Source organism: Streptomyces globisporus (genome assembly GCF_003501885.1).
Taxonomy (GTDB): domain Bacteria; phylum Actinomycetota; class Actinomycetes; order Streptomycetales; family Streptomycetaceae; genus Streptomyces; species Streptomyces globisporus_D.
This window is the reverse complement of sequence record NZ_QWFA01000121.1, coordinates 1-18900: the sequence shown is the minus strand read 5'-3', so window position 1 is coordinate 18900 and position 18900 is coordinate 1. Positions and strand designations below refer to the sequence as shown.

At 71.0% G+C, this 18900-nt stretch carries 18 protein-coding genes and 1 pseudogene; 18 read left to right on the top strand and 1 reads right to left on the bottom strand.

The window, feature by feature from the left end; genetic code table 11:
- The 4 genes from D3105_RS21945 to nusB all read left to right on the top strand — a co-directional run.
- Positions 1-721: AAA family ATPase (locus tag D3105_RS21945; protein WP_206272839.1), on the top strand; the 721-nt coding region annotated here is incomplete at its 5' end.
- Between the two features lie 81 nt (positions 722-802).
- Positions 803-1909: a M24 family metallopeptidase gene (locus D3105_RS21940; RefSeq protein WP_118904792.1), complete on the top strand. Its 1107-nt coding sequence runs from the start codon at positions 803-805 to the stop codon at positions 1907-1909.
- Positions 1910-1959: 50 nt separating this feature from the next.
- Positions 1960-2526, top strand: coding sequence for an elongation factor P (gene efp / locus D3105_RS21935; RefSeq protein ID WP_006123185.1), 567 nt, complete (start codon positions 1960-1962; stop codon positions 2524-2526).
- 2 nt (positions 2527-2528) lie between these two features.
- Positions 2529-2960: a transcription antitermination factor NusB gene (nusB, locus tag D3105_RS21930; protein ID WP_010057335.1), complete on the top strand. Its 432-nt coding sequence runs from the start codon at positions 2529-2531 to the stop codon at positions 2958-2960.
- A gap of 173 nt (positions 2961-3133) precedes the next feature.
- Here nusB and bldD read toward each other — a convergent pair whose 3' ends face one another.
- A complete protein-coding gene (gene bldD, locus D3105_RS21925) occupies positions 3134-3634 on the bottom strand; it encodes a transcriptional regulator BldD (protein WP_006123181.1) in 501 nt (166 codons plus the stop codon).
- A 222-nt stretch (positions 3635-3856) separates the two neighbouring features.
- On the opposite strand from bldD, the gene pyrR reads away from it, so the two are divergent.
- From pyrR to D3105_RS21855, 14 genes and pseudogenes are all read left to right on the top strand, one after another.
- On the top strand, positions 3857-4441 hold the full coding sequence (gene pyrR, locus D3105_RS21920; RefSeq protein ID WP_118904791.1) for a bifunctional pyr operon transcriptional regulator/uracil phosphoribosyltransferase PyrR: 585 nt from the start codon (positions 3857-3859) through the stop codon (positions 4439-4441).
- 94 nt (positions 4442-4535) lie between these two features.
- Complete coding sequence (locus tag D3105_RS21915) at positions 4536-5522, top strand: aspartate carbamoyltransferase catalytic subunit (RefSeq protein WP_118904790.1); 987 nt, start codon at positions 4536-4538, stop codon at positions 5520-5522.
- A 2-nt stretch (positions 5523-5524) separates the two neighbouring features.
- Positions 5525-6811, top strand: coding sequence for a dihydroorotase (locus tag D3105_RS21910; RefSeq protein ID WP_118904789.1), 1287 nt, complete (start codon positions 5525-5527; stop codon positions 6809-6811).
- The gene (locus D3105_RS21905) at positions 6808-7416 is read left to right on the top strand and encodes a hypothetical protein (protein ID WP_118904788.1); all 609 of its coding nucleotides are present in this window, start codon (positions 6808-6810) and stop codon (positions 7414-7416) included. The genes D3105_RS21910 and D3105_RS21905 overlap by 4 nt, the downstream gene beginning before the upstream one ends.
- Complete coding sequence (gene carA / locus D3105_RS21900; RefSeq protein ID WP_118904787.1) at positions 7413-8552, top strand: glutamine-hydrolyzing carbamoyl-phosphate synthase small subunit; 1140 nt, start codon at positions 7413-7415, stop codon at positions 8550-8552. Before D3105_RS21905 ends, carA begins: the two co-directional genes overlap by 4 nt.
- Complete coding sequence (carB, locus tag D3105_RS21895) at positions 8545-11853, top strand: carbamoyl-phosphate synthase large subunit (protein WP_118904786.1); 3309 nt, start codon at positions 8545-8547, stop codon at positions 11851-11853. The genes carA and carB overlap by 8 nt, the downstream gene beginning before the upstream one ends.
- A gap of 83 nt (positions 11854-11936) precedes the next feature.
- On the top strand, positions 11937-13046 hold the full coding sequence (locus D3105_RS21890) for a quinone-dependent dihydroorotate dehydrogenase (RefSeq protein ID WP_118904785.1): 1110 nt from the start codon (positions 11937-11939) through the stop codon (positions 13044-13046).
- On the top strand, positions 13043-13882 hold the full coding sequence (gene pyrF, locus D3105_RS21885; protein WP_118904784.1) for an orotidine-5'-phosphate decarboxylase: 840 nt from the start codon (positions 13043-13045) through the stop codon (positions 13880-13882). Before D3105_RS21890 ends, pyrF begins: the two co-directional genes overlap by 4 nt.
- 246 nt (positions 13883-14128) lie before the next feature.
- Complete coding sequence (locus D3105_RS21880) at positions 14129-14452, top strand: integration host factor (protein WP_003970367.1); 324 nt, start codon at positions 14129-14131, stop codon at positions 14450-14452.
- A 38-nt stretch (positions 14453-14490) separates the two neighbouring features.
- Entirely contained in the window at positions 14491-15084 is a 594-nt protein-coding gene (gene gmk / locus D3105_RS21875) for a guanylate kinase (RefSeq protein WP_053562000.1), read from the top strand.
- A 61-nt stretch (positions 15085-15145) separates the two neighbouring features.
- A complete protein-coding gene (gene rpoZ, locus D3105_RS21870; RefSeq protein WP_003970369.1) occupies positions 15146-15418 on the top strand; it encodes a DNA-directed RNA polymerase subunit omega in 273 nt (90 codons plus the stop codon).
- A gap of 149 nt (positions 15419-15567) precedes the next feature.
- Positions 15568-16779, top strand: coding sequence for a bifunctional phosphopantothenoylcysteine decarboxylase/phosphopantothenate--cysteine ligase CoaBC (gene coaBC / locus D3105_RS21865; protein ID WP_118904783.1), 1212 nt, complete (start codon positions 15568-15570; stop codon positions 16777-16779).
- Positions 16780-17011: 232 nt separating this feature from the next.
- Positions 17012-18220, top strand: coding sequence for a methionine adenosyltransferase (metK, locus tag D3105_RS21860; RefSeq protein ID WP_069737325.1), 1209 nt, complete (start codon positions 17012-17014; stop codon positions 18218-18220).
- Positions 18221-18368: 148 nt separating this feature from the next.
- Positions 18369-18900 (top strand): annotated as a pseudogene (locus D3105_RS21855) (primosome assembly protein PriA); the annotation flags it as partial.

Here is an 18900-nt window from a genome sequence, read left to right as displayed (position 1 = left end):
CGCTCAGCCGACGCCCGCACCCGGCCAGGTCCCGGGCCCCGGCTGGAGCGGCACCGGCCCCACGCCCCCCGCCCGGGAGGCCGTCGGGCACACCGGACACGTCCAGCTGCCCCCGGGCGGCCCCGTGCCGCTGCCCGCACCCCCCGCCGAGCCCGGCACCGGCGGCGCCACGCTCGCCGTGCTGCTCATCGGCCCCGCCGGGGCGGGCAAGACCACCGTGGCCAAGCTCTGGGCGGCCCGCCGCCGGGTGCCCACCGCCCACGTCTCCCTCGACGACGTCCGCGAATGGGTCCGCTCCGGCTTCGCCGACCCGCAGGCCGGCTGGAACGACCACTCCGAGGCCCAGTACCGCCTGGCCCGCCGCACCTGCGGCTTCGCCGCCCGCAACTTCCTCGCCAACGGCATCTCCTGCATCCTCGACGACGCCGTCTTCCCCGACCGCCCGGTCGTCGGCCTCGGCGGCTGGAAGCGCCATGTGGGCCCCGGTCTGCTGCCCGTGGTCCTGCTGCCCGGCCTGGAGATCGTCCTGGAGCGCAACGCGGAGCGCAGCGGCAACCGCCGCCTCTCCGACGAGGAGGTCGCCCGCATCCACGGCCGGATGGCCGGCTGGTACGGCTCCGGCCTCCCGATCATCGACAACTCCACGTACGACGTCGAGACCACCGCCCGCGTCCTGGACGACGTGCTGGCCCGCTCCATCGCGAGCCCGCCCGCCTGGTAGCGGCAGCGTCGGGGAGCCCCGCCCCCCCCGGTCGGATGCGCTGGCCGGGCGGGCCACCGCACCCGCTCGTACGCTCGAACCATGTCAGAGGTGCACGCCGTCCGACGCGGGCTGCTCCGCGACCGGTGCGCCGCCGCGGGCTCCGCGGCCGCCCTGGTCTCCCGCCCCGCCAACGTCCGCTATCTCGCGGGCGGAGCGCCCCCCGGCGCCGTGCTGCTGCTCGGCCCCGGCGAGGACGTTCTGCTCTGCCCCCGCGCCCCGGCCGGCGAAGGCGCCCACGGGCGGCCCGACGAGGCCCTGCGGATCGACCTCCTGCCCGTCCCGGACGAGGACCCGGTGGTCGCCGCCGCCGGTCTCGCCGCCGCGTCGGGCGCCGAGTCGCTCGCCGTCGAGGAGCACGACCTGACCGTGGCCCGGCACCGGGCCATGGGGAAGTCCGCCCCGCGCCTGGTCCTGGCCGATCTGGGCTTCACCGTGGAACAGCAGCGGATCGTCAAGGACGAGGAGGAGATCGGCTGCCTCCGGATCGCCGCCGAGATCACCGACCAGGCCCTCGGCGAACTCCTCGAATCGATCCTGGTCGGCCGCACCGAACGCCACCTCGCCCTCGAACTGGAGCGCCGCCTCGTCGACCACGGTGCGGACGGCCCCGCCTTCGTCACCTCCGTGGCCACCGGGCCCAACTCCGGCCAGGCACGCCACCGGCCCTCGGACCGCAGGGTGGAGGAGGGAGATTTCCTCTCCGTCCGCCTCGGCGCGAGCTACCACGGCTACCGCTGCGAGATCGGCCGTACGTTCGTCATCGGCACCGCCCCCGCGGAGTGGCAGATCGAGCTGTACGACCTCGTTTTCGCCGCTCAGCGGGCAGGCAGGGAGGCCCTGGCGCCCGGTGCCGCCTACCGGGACGTGGACCGTGCCGCCCGGCATCCGCTGGAGTCCGCGGGGCACGGAGAGGGCCTTCAGCCGGTGACCGGGCACGGTGTGGGGCTCGAAATCGAGGAGGACCCGCAACTGGCACCGACAGCCATGGGTAAACTGGACGCTTGTGTGCCGGTCACCGTCGGACCGGGGGTCCACCTCCCGGGCCGGGGCGGTGTCCGGATCGATGACACGCTCGTCGTGCGCCCAGAGGCGGACGGCGGACCCGAGCTACTCACCATGACGACCAAGGAGCTGCTCGCGCTCTAGCGCGGATCCTCGGTCGTTCCACCAGCTTCAGTCCAGGAGATTCCGCAACCGTGGCTTCCACGAACGACCTCAAGAACGGCATGGTGCTCAAGCTCGACGGAGGCCAGCTCTGGTCCGTCGTCGAGTTCCAGCACGTCAAGCCCGGCAAGGGCCCTGCCTTCGTGCGCACCAAGCTCAAGAACGTGCTCTCCGGGAAGGTCGTCGACAAGACGTTCAACGCCGGCGTGAAGGTCGAGACGGCCACCATTGACCGCCGCGACATGCAGTTCTCGTACATGGACGGCGAGTACTTCGTCTTCATGGACATGGACACGTACGACCAGCTCATGGTCGACCGCAAGGCCGTCGGCGACGCCGCCAACTTCCTGATCGAGGGCTTCACCGCCTCCGTCGCCCAGTACGAGGGCGAGGTGCTCTACGTCGAGCTGCCCGCCGCCGTCGAGCTGACGATCCAGCACACCGACCCGGGCGTCCAGGGCGACCGCTCCACCGGCGGCACCAAGCCCGCCACGCTGGAGACCGGTTACGAGATCGGCGTGCCGCTCTTCATCACCACCGGCGAGAAGATCAAGGTCGACACCCGCTCGGGCGACTACCTCGGCCGGGTGAACAGCTAACCGTGGCCGCCCGGAACAAGGCCCGCAAGCGTGCCTTCCAGATTCTCTTCGAGGCCGACCAGCGCGGTGAGTCCGTGCAGAGCGTCCTCGCGGACTGGGTACGGCACTCGCGGACCGACGACCGTCAGCCGCCGGTCGGTGAGTTCACGATGGAGCTCGTCGAGGGGTACGCGCAGTACGCGGACCGGATCGACGACCTCATCGTCACCTACGCCGTGGACTGGGAGATCGACCGTATGCCGGTCGTCGACCGGAGCATCCTGCGGCTCGGTGCGTACGAGCTGATCTGGATGGACGAGACCCCGGACGCCGTGGTGATCGACGAGGCCGTTCAGCTCGCCAAGGAGTTCTCCACCGATGACTCCCCGTCCTTCGTGAACGGCCTGCTGGCCCGTTTCAAGGACCTCAAGCCGAACCTCCGTCGGGAGCAGTAGCCCCCGGCGGCCGCGATTCGGCCGCACACCACGAAGGGCCCACAGCCGGTCGGCTGTGGGCCCTTCGGTGTACGCCGGGCGACCTCGGGCACACAAACGCCGGGTGGGCGGGGGCCCGAAGGCCCCCGCCCACCCGGCGGCACGTTTCTGCTGTGGGGTCCGGCCCCGCTCGCTCAGCTCTCGTCGTGGGAGACCGCGCGGCGCGCGTCCGCGTCCAGCACGCCCCAGCTGATGAGCTGCTCCGTCAGCACGGACGGCGACTGGTCGTAGATCACGGCCAGCGTGCGCAGGTCGTCCTGGCGGATCGAGAGCACCTTGCCGTTGTAGTCACCGCGCTGGCTCTGGATGGTCGCCGCGTAGCGCTGCAGCGGACCGGCCTTCTCCGGCGGGACATGGGCGAGGCGCTCCAGGTCCAGAACGAGCTTCGGCGGCGGCTCGGCGGCCCCGCCCGGCGTCGTGCCGGGCAGCAGCTCCTGCACCGGGACCCCGTAGAAGTCCGCCAGCTCGGCGAGGCGCTGCACGGTCACGGCACGGTCGCCGCGCTCGTACGAACCGACCACGACGGCCTTCCAGCGACCCTGGGACTTCTCCTCCACGCCGTGGAGGGAGAGGCCCTGCTGGGTGCGGATGGCACGGAGTTTGGCCCCGAGCTGTTTTGCGTATTCGCTGGACATATGGCTCCCCGGACGCTGGAACAGTGTGCGGCTCCGCCGCGTGGCTGGTAACTCACTGTGAGGTTACGCAGCGTTACTTGGATGCGTCAAGCCGAATGGTCCGGACCGGCACCTCCCGGGGGTGGGGCCAGGGCCGGGCGCAAGCCCTGGTAGCGTGGATGACGCAAATTCGACGTCCTTTAACGATCCGTCCCGTGAGGCGGAGAAGGAGGTCCGTTTCTTATGGACGCACAGCACGACGACACCGGCAACGCGGCGCGCCCCGTTCTCGAGGCCCCCGACATCGCCCGTGTGCTGACCCGAATCGCCCACGAGATCGTCGAACGCGCCAAGGGCGCCGACGACGTGGTGCTGCTCGGCATCCCGACCCGGGGCGTGTTCCTCGCCCGTCGGCTCGCCGACAAACTCGAACAGATCACCGGCCGGAAGACGCCGGTCGGCTCGCTCGACATCACCATGTACCGCGACGACCTGCGGCTGCGCCCGGCGCGCGCCCTGGCCCGCACCGACATCCCCGGCGAGGGGGTCGAGGGCAGCCTGGTCGTCCTGGTCGACGACGTGCTCTTCTCCGGCCGCACGATCCGCGCCGCCCTCGACGCGCTCGGCGACATCGGCCGCCCCCGCGCGGTGCAGCTCGCGGTCCTCGTCGACCGCGGCCACCGGGAACTCCCGATCCGCGCGGACTACGTCGGCAAGAACCTCCCCACGTCGCTGCGGGAGACGGTCAAGGTCCAGCTCGCCGAGGAGGACGGCCGCGACGCCGTGCTGCTCGGCGTCCAGCAGACCGCCCCCGCGGACGCGCAGTAGCCCGAACCCTCCCGTACGCCCCTGTGGGGACGTACGGCGCCCTTCTGTGCGCCCGCATGCCTGAAACCCCCTTCAGCCACCCGGAGAACCCCAGATGAAGCGTCACCTCATCTCGGCCGCCGACCTCACCCGCGACGACGCCGTCCTGATCCTCGACACCGCCGAGGAGATGGCCCGGGTCGCGGACCGGCCGATCAAGAAGCTCCCCACCCTGCGCGGCCGTACCGTCGTCAACCTCTTCTTCGAGGACTCGACCCGGACCCGTATCTCCTTCGAGGCGGCCGCCAAGCGGCTCTCCGCCGACGTCATCAACTTCTCCGCCAAGGGCTCCTCCGTCTCCAAGGGCGAGTCCCTGAAGGACACCGCGCTCACCCTGGAGGCGATGGGCGCCGACGCCGTCGTCATCCGGCACGGCGCCTCCGGCGCGCCCTACCGGCTCGCCACCTCCGGCTGGATCGACGGGGCCGTGGTCAACGCCGGGGACGGCACCCACGAGCACCCCACCCAGGCCCTGCTGGACGCCTTCACCATGCGCCGCCGGCTCGTCGGCCCCGACGCCGGGCTCGGCCGCGACCTGGACGGCCGCCGCATCACGATCGTCGGTGACATCCTGCACAGCCGAGTCGCCCGCTCCAACGTCCACCTGCTCACCACGCTCGGCGCGCACGTCACCCTGGTGGCCCCGCCCACCCTCGTCCCCGTGGGCGTCGAGCAGTGGCCCTGCGACGTCAGCTACAGCCTCGACGACGTGCTGGCGAAGTCCGACGCGGTGATGATGCTGCGTGTGCAGCGCGAACGGATGAACGCCGCCTACTTCCCGACCGAGCGCGAATACTCCCGCCGCTACGGCCTGAACGGTGAGCGGATGGCGAAGATGCCCGAACACGCCGTCGTCATGCACCCCGGCCCGATGGTCCGCGGCATGGAGATCACCGCCGAGGTCGCCGACTCCGACCGCTGCACGGTCGTCGAGCAGGTCGCCAACGGCGTCTCCATCCGCATGGCCGTGCTCTACCTGCTGCTCGGCGGCTCCGACACCGCGCTGTCCGCCGCCCCCGCCCGTACCGAGGAGAACAAGTAACCATGAGCAAGATCATCATCCGCGGTGCGCGGATCCTCGGCGGCGAGCCGCAGGACGTTCTGATCGACGGCGAGACCATCGCCGAGGTGGGCACCGGCCTCGACGCCGAGGGCGCCACCGTGATCGAGGCCGAGGGGCAGATCCTGCTGCCCGGCCTCGTCGACCTCCACACCCATCTGCGCGAGCCCGGCCGCGAGGACTCCGAGACCGTCCTCACCGGCACCAAGGCCGCGGCCGTCGGCGGCTTCACCGCCGTGCACGCCATGGCCAACACCTTCCCCGTCGCCGACACCGCCGGCGTCGTCGAGCAGGTCTGGCGGCTCGGCAAGGAGTCCGGCTACTGCGACGTGCAGCCCGTCGGCGCCGTCACCGTCGGCCTGGAGGGCAAGAAGCTCGCCGAGCTCGGCGCCATGCACGACTCGGCCGCCGGGGTGAAGGTCTTCTCCGACGACGGCAAGTGCGTCGACGACGCCGTGATCATGCGCCGCGCCCTGGAGTACGTGAAGGCCTTCGACGGCGTCGTAGCCCAGCACGCCCAGGAGCCCCGCCTCACCGAGGGCGCCCAGATGAACGAGGGCATCGTCTCGGCCGAGCTGGGACTCGGCGGCTGGCCCGCCGTCGCCGAGGAGTCGATCATCGCCCGCGACGTCCTCCTCGCCGCCCACGTCGGCTCCCGCGTCCACATCTGCCACCTCTCCACCGCCGGCTCCGTGGAGATCGTCCGCTGGGCCAAGTCCAAGGGCTGGAACGTCACCGCCGAGGTCACCCCGCACCACCTCCTCCTCACCGACGAGCTGGTCCGCACCTACAACCCGGTCTACAAGGTGAACCCGCCGCTGCGCACCGAGGCCGACGTCCTGGCCCTGCGCGAGGCCCTGGCCGACGGCACGATCGACTGCGTCGCCACCGACCACGCCCCGCACCCGCACGAGGACAAGGACTGCGAGTGGGCCGCGGCCGCCATGGGCATGGTGGGCCTGGAGACCGCGCTCTCGGTCGTCCAGCAGACGATGGTGGACACCGGTCTGATCGACTGGGCGGGCGTCGCCGACCGCATGTCCTTCCGCCCCGCGGCCATCGGCCGGCTCGAAGGACACGGCCGTCCCGTCTCGGCGGGTGAGCCCGCCAACCTCACTCTGGTCGATCCGGCATACCGTGGAGCAGTGGACCCCGCGGGCTTCGCGTCCCGCAGCCGCAACACCCCCTACGAGGGCCGTGAGCTGCCGGGCCGTGTCACCCACACCTTCCTGCGGGGCCGTGCCACGGTCGTCGACGGGAAGCTCGCGTGACAACTCTGACCCCCCTGTACCACCTGGCCGCCGAGCAGAAGTCGGCGGAAGTGACGGACTGGGCCGCTCGCATCGCCTGGGTGATCGGCCTGTTCGTCTTCATCGCCCTCGTCTACTGGCTGATGCGCCAGGGCTGGAAGTGGCGCGCCAGCCTCCAGTCGGACCTGCCGGAGCTCCCGGCCACCCCCGAGGACTTCGCCGACGACGAGACGCTGCTGACGCTTCAGGGGCGCTACCACGCCTCCACCACCGCCGGTCAGTGGCTCGACCGGATCGTCGCGCGCGGGCTCGGCACCCGCAGCCGTACCGAGCTGACGCTCACCGCCCGCGGCCTGGACGTCGTACGCCCCGGAGCGGCCGACTTCTTCATCCCGGCCGACTCCCTGCGCGAGGCCCGCCTCGACAAGGCGCTCGCCGGCAAGGTCCTCCCCGAGGGCGGCCTGCTGATCATCACCTGGGCGCACGGCGAGACGCTGATCGACTCCGGCTTCCGCTCCGACCGCGCCGCCGAGCACCAGGCCTGGGTCGACGCCGTCAACCGGCTCACCGGCGCCCCGGCCGCCACCGAACTCACCAGCACCACGACGGAAGGCACCGCACGATGACCCTCTCCACCCGGGGGGCACAGACCCCCGCCGTACTCGTCCTGGAGGACGGCCGCGCCTTCCGCGGCCGCGCCTACGGGGCCGTGGGGGAGACCTTCGGCGAAGCGGTGTTCTCCACCGGCATGACCGGCTACCAGGAAACGCTGACCGACCCCTCGTACCACCGCCAGGTCGTCGTCATGACGGCTCCGCACGTCGGCAACACCGGCGTCAACGACGAGGACCCCGAGTCCGGCCGCATCTGGGTCTCCGGCTACGTCGTCCGCGACCCCGCCCGCAAGCCCTCCAACTGGCGCTCGCAGCGCTCGCTGGACGAGGAGCTGGCCGCCCAGGGCGTCGTGGGCATCAGCGGCGTCGACACCCGCGCCCTCACCCGCCACCTGCGCGAGCGCGGCGCGATGCGCGTCGGGATCTTCTCGGGCGAGGCGATCCCCGACGAGGGCACCCTTCTCGCCCGGGTCCGCCAGGCCCCCGAGATGACCGGCGCCGACCTCTCCGCCGAAGTGGCGACGAAGGAGGCGTACGTCGTCCCCGCGATCGGCACGAAGAAGTTCACCGTCGCCGCGATCGACCTCGGCATCAAGGGCATGACCCCGCACCGGATGGCCGAACGCGGCATCGAGGTGCACGTCCTGCCCGCGACCGCCACCCTGGAAGAGGTGTACGCGGTCCAGCCCGACGGCGTCTTCTTCTCCAACGGCCCCGGCGACCCGTCCACCGCCGACCACCCCGTCGCCCTCATGCGCGGCGTCCTGGAGCGCTCCACCCCGCTCTTCGGCATCTGCTTCGGCAACCAGATCCTCGGCCGCTCGCTCGGCTTCGGCACCTACAAGCTGAAGTACGGCCACCGCGGCATCAACCAGCCGGTGCAGGACCGAACCACCGGCAAGGTCGAGGTCACCGCGCACAACCACGGCTTCGCCGTCGACGCCCCGCTCGACAAGGTCTCCGACACGGAGTTCGGCCGCGCCGAGGTCTCCCACGTCTGCCTGAACGACCAGGTCGTCGAGGGGCTCCAGCTCCTGGACCGGCCCGCGTTCAGCGTCCAGTACCACCCCGAGGCGGCCGCCGGCCCGCACGACGCCGCGTACCTCTTCGACCGCTTCGTTTCCCTGATGGAGGGCCAGCGTGCCTAAGCGCTCCGATATCCAGTCCGTCCTGGTCATCGGCTCCGGTCCGATCGTCATCGGCCAGGCCGCCGAGTTCGACTACTCCGGCACCCAGGCCTGCCGCGTCCTCAAGGCCGAGGGCCTGCGCGTCATCCTGGTGAACTCCAACCCGGCGACGATCATGACCGACCCGGAGATCGCCGACGCCACCTACGTCGAGCCGATCACCCCCGAGTTCGTCGAGAAGATCATCGCCAAGGAGCGCCCCGACGCGCTTCTGCCCACCCTCGGCGGCCAGACCGCGCTGAACACCGCGATCTCCATGCACGAGAACGGTGTCCTGGAGAAGTACGGCGTCGAGCTCATCGGCGCCAACGTCGAGGCGATCAACAAGGGCGAGGACCGAGACCTCTTCAAGGGCGTCGTGGAAGCCGTCAAGGAGAAGATCGGCTACGGCGAGTCCGCCCGCTCCGTCATCTGCCACTCCATGGACGACGTCATCGCCGGCGTCGACACCCTCGGCGGCTACCCCGTCGTCGTCCGCCCCTCCTTCACCATGGGCGGCGCCGGCTCCGGCTTCGCCCACGACGAGGAGGAGCTGCGCCGCATCGCCGGACAGGGCCTCACGCTCTCCCCGACCACCGAGGTGCTCCTGGAGGAGTCCATCCTCGGCTGGAAGGAGTACGAGCTGGAGCTGATGCGCGACAAGAACGACAACGTCGTGGTCGTCTGCTCCATCGAGAACTTCGACCCGATGGGCGTCCACACCGGCGACTCGATCACCGTCGCCCCGGCGATGACGCTCACCGACCGCGAGTACCAGCGGCTGCGCGACGTCGGTATCGCGATCATCCGGGAGGTCGGCGTCGACACCGGCGGCTGCAACATCCAGTTCGCCATCGACCCCACCGACGGCCGGGTCATCGTCATCGAGATGAACCCGCGCGTCTCCCGCTCCTCGGCGCTCGCCTCCAAGGCCACCGGCTTCCCGATCGCCAAGATCGCCGCCAAGCTGGCCGTGGGCTACACCCTGGACGAGATCTCCAACGACATCACCGAGAAGACCCCGGCCTCCTTCGAGCCGACCCTCGACTACGTCGTCGTCAAGGCCCCCCGCTTCGCCTTCGAGAAGTTCCCCTCCGCCGACGCCACCCTGACCACCACCATGAAGTCGGTGGGCGAGGCCATGGCGATCGGCCGGAACTTCACCGAGGCCCTCCAGAAGGCCCTGCGCTCGCTGGAGAAGAAGGGCTCGCAGTTCGCCTTCACCGGCCCGGTCGGCGACAAGGCAGAGCTGCTCGCGGAAGCGGTCCGCCCCACCGACGGCCGCATCAACACCGTCATGCAGGCGATCCGCGCCGGAGCCACCCAGGAGGAGGTCTTCGACGCCACGAAGATCGACCCCTGGTTCGTCGACCAGCTCTTCCTGATCAAGGAGATCGCCGACGAGCTCGCCGCCGCCGAACGCCTGGACGCCGACCTGATCGCCGAGGCCAAGCGGCACGGCTTCTCCGACGCCCAGATCGGTGAGATCCGCGGGCTGCGCGAGGACGTCGTCCGCGAGGTCCGGCACGCGCTCGGCATCCGCCCGGTCTACAAGACGGTCGACACCTGCGCCGCCGAGTTCGCCGCGAAGACGCCGTACTTCTACTCCTCGTACGACGAGGAGAGCGAGGTCGCGACCCGCACCAAGCCGGCCGTGATCATCCTCGGCTCGGGCCCCAACCGCATCGGCCAGGGCATCGAGTTCGACTACTCCTGTGTGCACGCCTCCTTCGCCCTGAGCGACGCCGGCTTCGAGACCGTCATGGTCAACTGCAACCCGGAGACCGTCTCCACCGACTACGACACCTCCGACCGGCTCTACTTCGAGCCGCTCACCCTGGAGGACGTCCTGGAGATCGTGCACGCCGAATCGCTGGCGGGCCCGATCGCCGGTGTCATCGTGCAGCTCGGCGGCCAGACCCCGCTCGGCCTCGCGCAGGCGCTCAAGGACAACGGCGTGCCCGTCGTCGGCACCTCCCCGGAGGCGATCCACGCCGCCGAGGACCGCGGCGCCTTCGGCCGGGTCCTCGCCGAGGCCGGACTGCCCGCGCCCAAGCACGGCACGGCCACCACCTTCGCCGAGGCCAAGGCCATCGCCGACGAGATCGGCTACCCCGTCCTCGTACGGCCGTCCTACGTCCTCGGCGGCCGCGGCATGGAGATCGTGTACGACGAGACGCGCCTCGCCGCGTACATCGCCGAGTCCACCGAGATCAGCCCCACCCGGCCGGTCCTGGTCGACCGCTTCCTCGACGACGCCATCGAGATCGACGTGGACGCCCTCTACGACGGCCACGAGCTCTACCTCGGCGGCGTCATGGAACACATCGAGGAGGCCGGCATCCACTCCGGCGACTCGGCCTGCGCCCTGCCCCCGATCACACTCGGCGGCTTCGACATCAAGCGGCTGCGCGCCTCCACCGAGGGCATCGCCAAGGGCGTCGGCGTGCTCGGACTGATCAACATCCAGTTCGCGCTCTCCGGCGACATCCTCTACGTCCTGGAGGCCAACCCGCGCGCCTCCCGCACGGTCCCCTTCACCTCGAAGGCGACGGCCGTCCCGCTGGCCAAGGCCGCCGCCCGCATCTCGCTGGGCGCGACCATCGCCGAGCTGCGCGAGGAGGGCCTGCTGCCGAAGACCGGCGACGGCGGCACGCTGCCGCTGGACGCGCCGATCTCCGTCAAGGAGGCCGTGATGCCGTGGTCGCGCTTCCGCGACATCCACGGCCGGGGCGTCGACACGGTCCTCGGCCCGGAGATGCGCTCCACCGGCGAGGTCATGGGCATCGACTCGGTCTTCGGCACGGCGTACGCCAAGTCGCAGGCCGGCGCGTACGGCCCGCTGCCCACCAAGGGCCGCGCGTTCATCTCGGTCGCCAACCGGGACAAGCGCTCGATGATCTTCCCGGCCCGTGAGCTGGTCGCCCACGGCTTCGAGCTGATGGCCACCTCCGGCACCGCCGAGGTCCTCAAGCGCAACGGCATCAACGCCACGGTCGTGCGCAAGCAGTCCGAGGGCCCCGGCCCGAACGGCGAGAAGACGATCGTCCAGCACATCCACGACGGCGAGGTCGACCTCATCGTCAACACGCCGTACGGCACCGGCGGCCGCCTCGACGGCTACGACATCCGCACCGCGGCCGTCGCCCGCTCCGTACCGTGCCTGACCACGGTCCAGGCGCTCGCCGCCGCCGTCCAGGGCATCGACGCGCTCAACCACGGCGACGTGGGTGTCCGTTCCCTCCAGGAACACGCGGAACACTTGACCGCGGCCCGCGACTAGCAGCCCGGAGAGGGGGACACCGAAAACGGTGTCCCCCTCTTTGTGAGCCCTGTCGAGCAACCGAGCACCAAGGACATCTCTTCATGTACAAGCTCTTCTTCCGGCTGGTCTTCAAGCGGATGGACCCCGAGCAGGCCCACTACGCCGCCTTCCGCTGGATCCGCCTCACCGCCCGGATCCCCGTCCTGCGTACCTTCGTCGCCGCCGCCCTCGCCCCCCGCTACAAGGAGCTGCGCACCGAGGCCCTCGGACTGCGGATGCACGGCCCCTTCGGGCTCGCGGCCGGCTTCGACAAGAACGCCGTCGCGATCGACGGCATGGCGATGCTCGGCTTCGACCACATCGAGATCGGCACCGTCACCGGCGAGCCGCAGCCCGGCAACCCCAAGAAGCGCCTCTTCCGGCTCGTCGCCGACCGTGCGCTGATCAACCGCATGGGCTTCAACAACGAGGGCTCCGCCGCCGTCGCCGCCCGCCTCGCCGCCCGTAACCCCGTCTTCCGGACCACGGTCGGCGTCAACATCGGCAAGACCAAGGTCGTCCCCGAGGCCGAGGCCGCCGCCGACTATGTGAAGTCCACCGAGGCGCTGGCCTCCCACGCGGACTACCTGGTCGTCAACGTCTCCTCGCCCAACACCCCCGGCCTGCGCAATCTTCAGGCCACCGAGTCGCTGCGCCCGCTGCTCACCGCCGTACGCGAGGCCGCCGACCGCACCGTCACCGCCCGGCGCGTCCCGCTGCTCGTCAAGATCGCCCCGGACCTCGCGGACGAGGATGTCGACGCCGTCGCCGACCTCGCCGTGGAGCTGGGCCTGGACGGCATCATCGCCACCAACACCACCATCGCCCGCGAGGGCCTCGGCCTGACGTCAGGCCCCGAGCTGCTGGGGGAGACCGGCGGACTCTCCGGCGCACCTCTCAAGGCCCGCTCGCTGGAGGTCCTGAGCCGCCTGTACGCCCGGGTGGGGGACCGGATCACCCTGGTGGGCGTCGGAGGCATCGAGAACGCCGAGGACGCCTGGCAGCGCATCCTCGCCGGGGCCACCCTCGTCCAGGGCTACAGCGCCTTCATCTACGAAGGTCCCTTCTACGCCCGCGCGATCCACAAGGGCCTCGCCGCCCGGCTCGCCACCTCCCCGTACGCCACCCTCGCCGAGGCCGTCGGCGCCGAGACCCGGAAGGCCGCCCTGTGACCCTCGAACCCTTCGGCGCCCGCCTGCGCCACGCCATGGACACCCGCGGGCCGCTCTGCGTCGGCATCGACCCGCACGCGTCCCTGCTCACCTCCTGGGGCCTCAACGACGACATCGCGGGCCTGGAGCGCTTCACCCGGACCGTCGTGGAGGCGCTGGCCGACCGGGTCGCCGTGCTCAAGCCGCAGTCCGCGTTCTTCGAGCGGTTCGGCTCGCGCGGCATCGCCGTCCTGGAGAAGGCCGTCGAGGAGGCCCGCGCCGCCGGGGCCCTGGTCCTGATGGACGCCAAGCGCGGCGACATCGGCTCCACCATGGGCGCCTACGCGGTGACCTACCTGGACAAGGACTCCCCGCTCTTCTCCGACGCGGTCACCGTCTCCCCGTACCTCGGCTTCGGCTCGCTGCGCCCGGCGCTGGACGCCGCCGCCGTCTCCGGCGCGGGAGTCTTCGTCCTCGCCCTCACCTCCAACCCGGAGGGGGCCGAGGTCCAGCGGGCCACGGCCGCCGACGGCCGCTCGCTCGCCCAGCTGATGCTCGACCACATGGCCGCCGAGAACGAGGGGGCGGCCCCGCTCGGCTCGGTCGGCGCGGTGGTCGGTGCGACGCTCGGCGACGCGGGGGTGGACCTGGCGATCAACGGGCCGCTGCTCGCGCCCGGCATCGGCGCCCAGGGAGCGACCCCGGCGGATCTTCCGGCGGTGTTCGGCGACGCGGTGGGCAACGTGGTGCCCAGCGTGAGCCGGGGCGTGCTGCGCCACGGCCCGGACGCGTCAGGGCTGCGCGAAGCAGCCGAACGGTTCGCGGACGAGGTCCGCGCCGCCGTATCCGGCAGCTGACCCTGACACGTTTACAGCGTGTTGACGAATTACTGACGGGAAACCTGGTCGATATGTCGCGAAAATCCTGGTCGGCCACAGCTGACCAGGACTTTTCGTCTGTTCTCGCTGACTACAGCGGCCCTTGGCGCTAGTCTCCGACGAAGAGCGGCCGAGCACAGCGTGTCCGGCTCTCACCTGGTGGGGTGGCGTCCAGCTTCCCCGCCGGTCCGTATCCGACAGATCGACATCCGAGGTGACGTAGGCGTGGCTCTTCCGCCCCTTACCCCTGAACAGCGCGCAGCCGCGCTCGAAAAGGCCGCCGCGGCTCGCCGGGAGCGGGCCGAGGTCAAGAATCGACTCAAGCACTCCGGCGCCTCCCTCCACGAGGTCATCAAGCAGGGCCAGGAGAACGACGTCATCGGGAAGATGAAGGTCTCCGCACTGCTGGAATCCCTGCCGGGCGTCGGCAAGGTCCGCGCCAAGCAGATCATGGAGCGTCTCGGCATCTCCGAGAGCCGCCGGGTCAGGGGTCTTGGCTCCAACCAGATCGCATCCCTGGAGCGTGAGTTCGGCGGCAGTCCCGCCTGACGTTCTCAGGCACTCCTGAGAACCTGGATAATCGCTCCATGGCTGCAACATCCCGGGGGACGTCCCCCGTACCCCCGGACGTCCGTCCGCGGCTGACCGTGCTCTCCGGCCCCTCGGGGGTCGGCAAGAGCACGGTCGTCGCCCATATGCGCTCCGTGCACCCCGAGGTCTGGCTCTCCGTGTCGGCGACGACGCGCAAGCCGCGCCCCGGGGAGCGCAACGGCGTCCACTACTTCTTCGTGGACGACGAGGAGTTCGACAAGCTCATCGCCAACGGCGAGCTGCTGGAGTGGGCCGAGTTCGCGGGCAACCGCTACGGCACGCCCCGCCGGGCCGTGCTGGACCGCCTGGAGGCGGGCGAGCCGGTCCTGCTGGAGATCGACCTCCAGGGCGCCCGGCTGGTCCGCCAGTCGATGGACGACGCGCGTCTGGTCTTCCTGGCCCCGCCGAGCTGGGAGGAGCTGGTGCGCCGGCTCACCGGCCGGGGCACCGAGGCCCCCGAGGTCATCGAGCGCCGGCTCGCCGCCGCCAAGGTCGAGCTGGCCGCCGAGGCCGAGTTCGATACGACGCTCGTCAACACCTCCGTCGAGGATGTGGCACGCGAGCTGCTAGCCTTGATGCTTCAGGCCTAGATCCCGGCCATCGTCAAGACCGCCCGGATCTTTGATCTACACCCCCTTCGGAAGGCAGAGAGTGTCCTCTTCCATCACCACGCCCGAGGGCATCATCAACCCGCCGATTGATGAGCTCCTCGAGGCCACCGACTCGAAGTACAGCCTGGTGATCTACGCGGCCAAGCGCGCCCGTCAGATCAACGCGTACTACTCGCAGCTCGGTGAAGGCCTCCTCGAGTACGTCGGTCCGCTCGTCGACACCCACGTGCACGAGAAGCCGCTGTCGATCGCGCTCCGCGAGATCAACGCGGGCCTGCTGACCTCCGAGGCCATCGAGGGCCCCGCGCAGTAACGCAGCAGCACCGCAGCACCTTCACCTCAGGCCCGGCGGCCCGTCCGCCGGGCCTGAGGTGTGTCCGGGGCCGGATGAACGCGCCGCGCGCGGTGAGGCAGCATGGGACGCACATGTTGCCGTTACGGTGCCGAGTGCGGGGAGACGCAGTGGACAAGCCGAAGGTGGTCCTGGGGGTCAGCGGGGGCATCGCCGCCTACAAGGCGTGCGAGCTGCTGCGCCGGCTGACCGAGTCCGGCCACGACGTACGGGTCGTCCCGACCGCCGCGTCGCTGCACTTCGTGGGGGCGGCCACCTGGTCGGCGCTCTCCGGCCACCCCGTGTCCGACGAGGTCTGGCAGGACGTCCACGAGGTCCCGCACGTGCGGATCGGGCAGGGCGCCGACCTCGTGGTGGTCGCCCCGGCCACCGCCGACATGCTGGCCAAGGCCGCCCACGGGCTCGCCGACGACCTGCTCACCAACACGCTCCTGACCGCCCGCTGTCCGGTGGTCTTCGCCCCGGCCATGCACACCGAGATGTGGGAGCACCCGGCCACCCAGGAGAACGTCGCCACCCTGCGCCGCCGGGGCGCCGTCGTCATCGAGCCCGCCGTCGGCCGACTCACCGGCGTCGACACCGGCAAGGGCCGGCTGCCCGACCCCGGCGAGATCTTCGAGGTCTGCCGCCGGGTGCTGGCGCGCGGGGTCCCCGAGCCCGACCTCGCGGGCCGCCATGTGGTGATCAGCGCCGGCGGCACCCGCGAGCCGCTCGACCCGGTGCGCTTCCTGGGCAACCGCTCCTCCGGCAAGCAGGGCTACGCGCTGGCGCGCACCGCCGTGGCCCGGGGGGCCCGGGTCACCCTGATCGAGGCCAACACCGGGCTGCCCGACCCGGCCGGGGCCGACGTCCTGCGGGTCGGCACGGCCGTCCAGCTCCGCGAGGCCGTGGTGAAGGCCGCCGCCGACGCGGACGTCGTGGTGATGGCGGCAGCGGTGGCCGACTTCCGCCCCTCCGAGTACGCCACCGGCAAGATCAAGAAGAAGGACGGCGAGGAGGCGCCCGCGGTCACCCTGGTCCGTAACCCCGACATCCTCGCCGAGGTCGCTGGGGAGCGGGCCCGGCCGGACCAGATCGTCGTCGGATTCGCCGCCGAGACCGACGACGTGCTGGCCAACGGTCGTGCCAAGCTCCGCCGCAAGGGCTGCGACCTCCTCGTGGTCAACGAGGTGGGGGAGCGCAAGACCTTCGGCTCGGAGGAGAACGAGGCGGTCGTCCTCGCCGCCGACGGCCAGGAGACCCCGGTGCCGTACGGCCCCAAGGAAGCCCTCGCCGACACGATCTGGGATCTGGTTTCCGCCAGGTTCCAGCCGAATTCCTGATCAGCCCTTCGGGCGAGTGAAATCGCCTCATAACGCCGAAAACGGCGGCCGAGGAGGGTGAATTGTCCTACTGGTGATCCGTGTGGCGCACGTCACGAACCTCCCAAAGGGCGAGACACCTGGCCCGGTCGCCGGAAGTGACCGATAAACTGGCCGACGGTACGCGCCGAGCGCAGCTCTCGGACGTGCCAACCATGATCAGCCAGCAGCCGCTGCAACCCCAGGGAGCGATGTGTCCCGCCGCCTTTTCACCTCGGAATCCGTTACCGAGGGTCACCCCGACAAGATCGCTGACCAGATCAGCGACACGATTCTCGACGCGCTCCTGCGTGAGGACCCTTCCTCGCGTGTCGCCGTCGAGACCTTGATCACCACCGGTCTGGTTCATGTCGCGGGCGAGGTCACCACCAAGGCCTACGCCGACATCCCCAACCTCGTGCGCAACAAGGTTCTGGAGATCGGTTACGACTCCTCCAAAAAGGGCTTCGACGGTGCTTCCTGCGGCGTCTCGGTGTCGATCGGCGCCCAGTCGCCGGACATCGCACAGGGCGTCGACACCGCGTACGAGAAGCGGGTCGAGGGTGACGAGGACGAGCTCGACAAGCAGGGCGCGGGCGACCAGGGCCTGATGTTCGGGTACGCCTGCGACGAGACCCCGGAGCTCATGCCGCTCCCGATCCACATCGCGCACCGCCTCTCCCGGCGGCTGTCCGAGGTGCGCAAGAACGGGACCATCCCCTACCTGCGCCCCGACGGCAAGACCCAGGTCACCATCGAGTACGACGGTGACAAGGCGGTCCGGCTGGACACGGTGGTCGTCTCCTCGCAGCACGCCTCGGACATCGACCTGGACTCGCTGCTCGCGCCCGACATCCGCGAGTTCGTCGTCGAGCACGTGCTCGCGCAGCTCGTCGAGGACGGCATCAAGCTGGACACCGAGGGCTACCGCCTCCTGGTCAACCCGACCGGCCGCTTCGAGATCGGCGGCCCGATGGGCGACGCCGGCCTCACCGGCCGCAAGATCATCATCGACACCTACGGCGGCATGGCCCGCCACGGCGGCGGCGCCTTCTCGGGCAAGGACCCGTCCAAGGTCGACCGCTCCGCCGCGTACGCGATGCGCTGGGTCGCCAAGAACGTGGTGGCCGCCGGTCTCGCAGCCCGCTGCGAGGTCCAGGTCGCTTACGCGATCGGCAAGGCCGAGCCCGTCGGTCTCTTCGTCGAGACCTTCGGCACCGCCGCGGTCGACACGGAGAAGATCGAGAACGCGATCGGCGAGGTCTTCGACCTCCGCCCGGCCGCGATCATCCGCGACCTCGACCTGCTCCGGCCGATCTACGCCCAGACCGCCGCGTACGGCCACTTCGGCCGGGAGCTGCCGGACTTCACCTGGGAGCGCACGGACCGGGTGGACGCGCTGCGCGCGGCCGCGGGTCTCTGAGGACCGCAGGTCCCACCAGCACACGGCAGCGGGGCCCGGACACCGAACGTGGTGGCCGGGCCCCGCTGCCGTGCTCCCGCGGCGGTCCGTCCTCCCGCGCCGGTTCGTGCTCTCCGGACTGTCAGCGCCCTCTGGTAGGAATGCAGCTGTGAGCAGCGAGAACGAGCAGTCCGCCGAACCGGGTACCGGGGCGCCGGAGCAGCTTGCGCTGATCCGGGAGACCGTGCGCCAAGCCAAGGTGCCGCGCGCCAAGCCGCGGACCTGGCGCGGCGCGGCCCTCGCCGAGGCGCTGCCCGTCGCCCGCGTCCTGGTCAACAAGGGCGTCCTGCACCTCGATCAGTACTTCGACTACGCGGTGCCCCAGGAGCTGGACGCCGACGCACAGCCGGGCGTCCGGGTGCGGGTCCGGTTCGGGGCCGGCGGGCGCAACGTCCAGGGCGGGCGGCGCGAGGGCGGCGGCCTGATCGACGGCTTCATCGTCGAGCGCCGCGCCGACTCCGACTACCGGGGCGCGCTGGCCGCCCTCGCCTCCGTGGTCTCCCCGGAGCCGGTCCTCGGGCCCGAGCTGCTCGCCCTCTGCCGCGCCGTCGCCGACCGGTACGCGGGCAGTCTCGCCGACGTCCTCCAGCTCGCCGTCCCGCCCCGTAACGGCCGCGCCGAGGCCAAGCCCTCCCCGGACC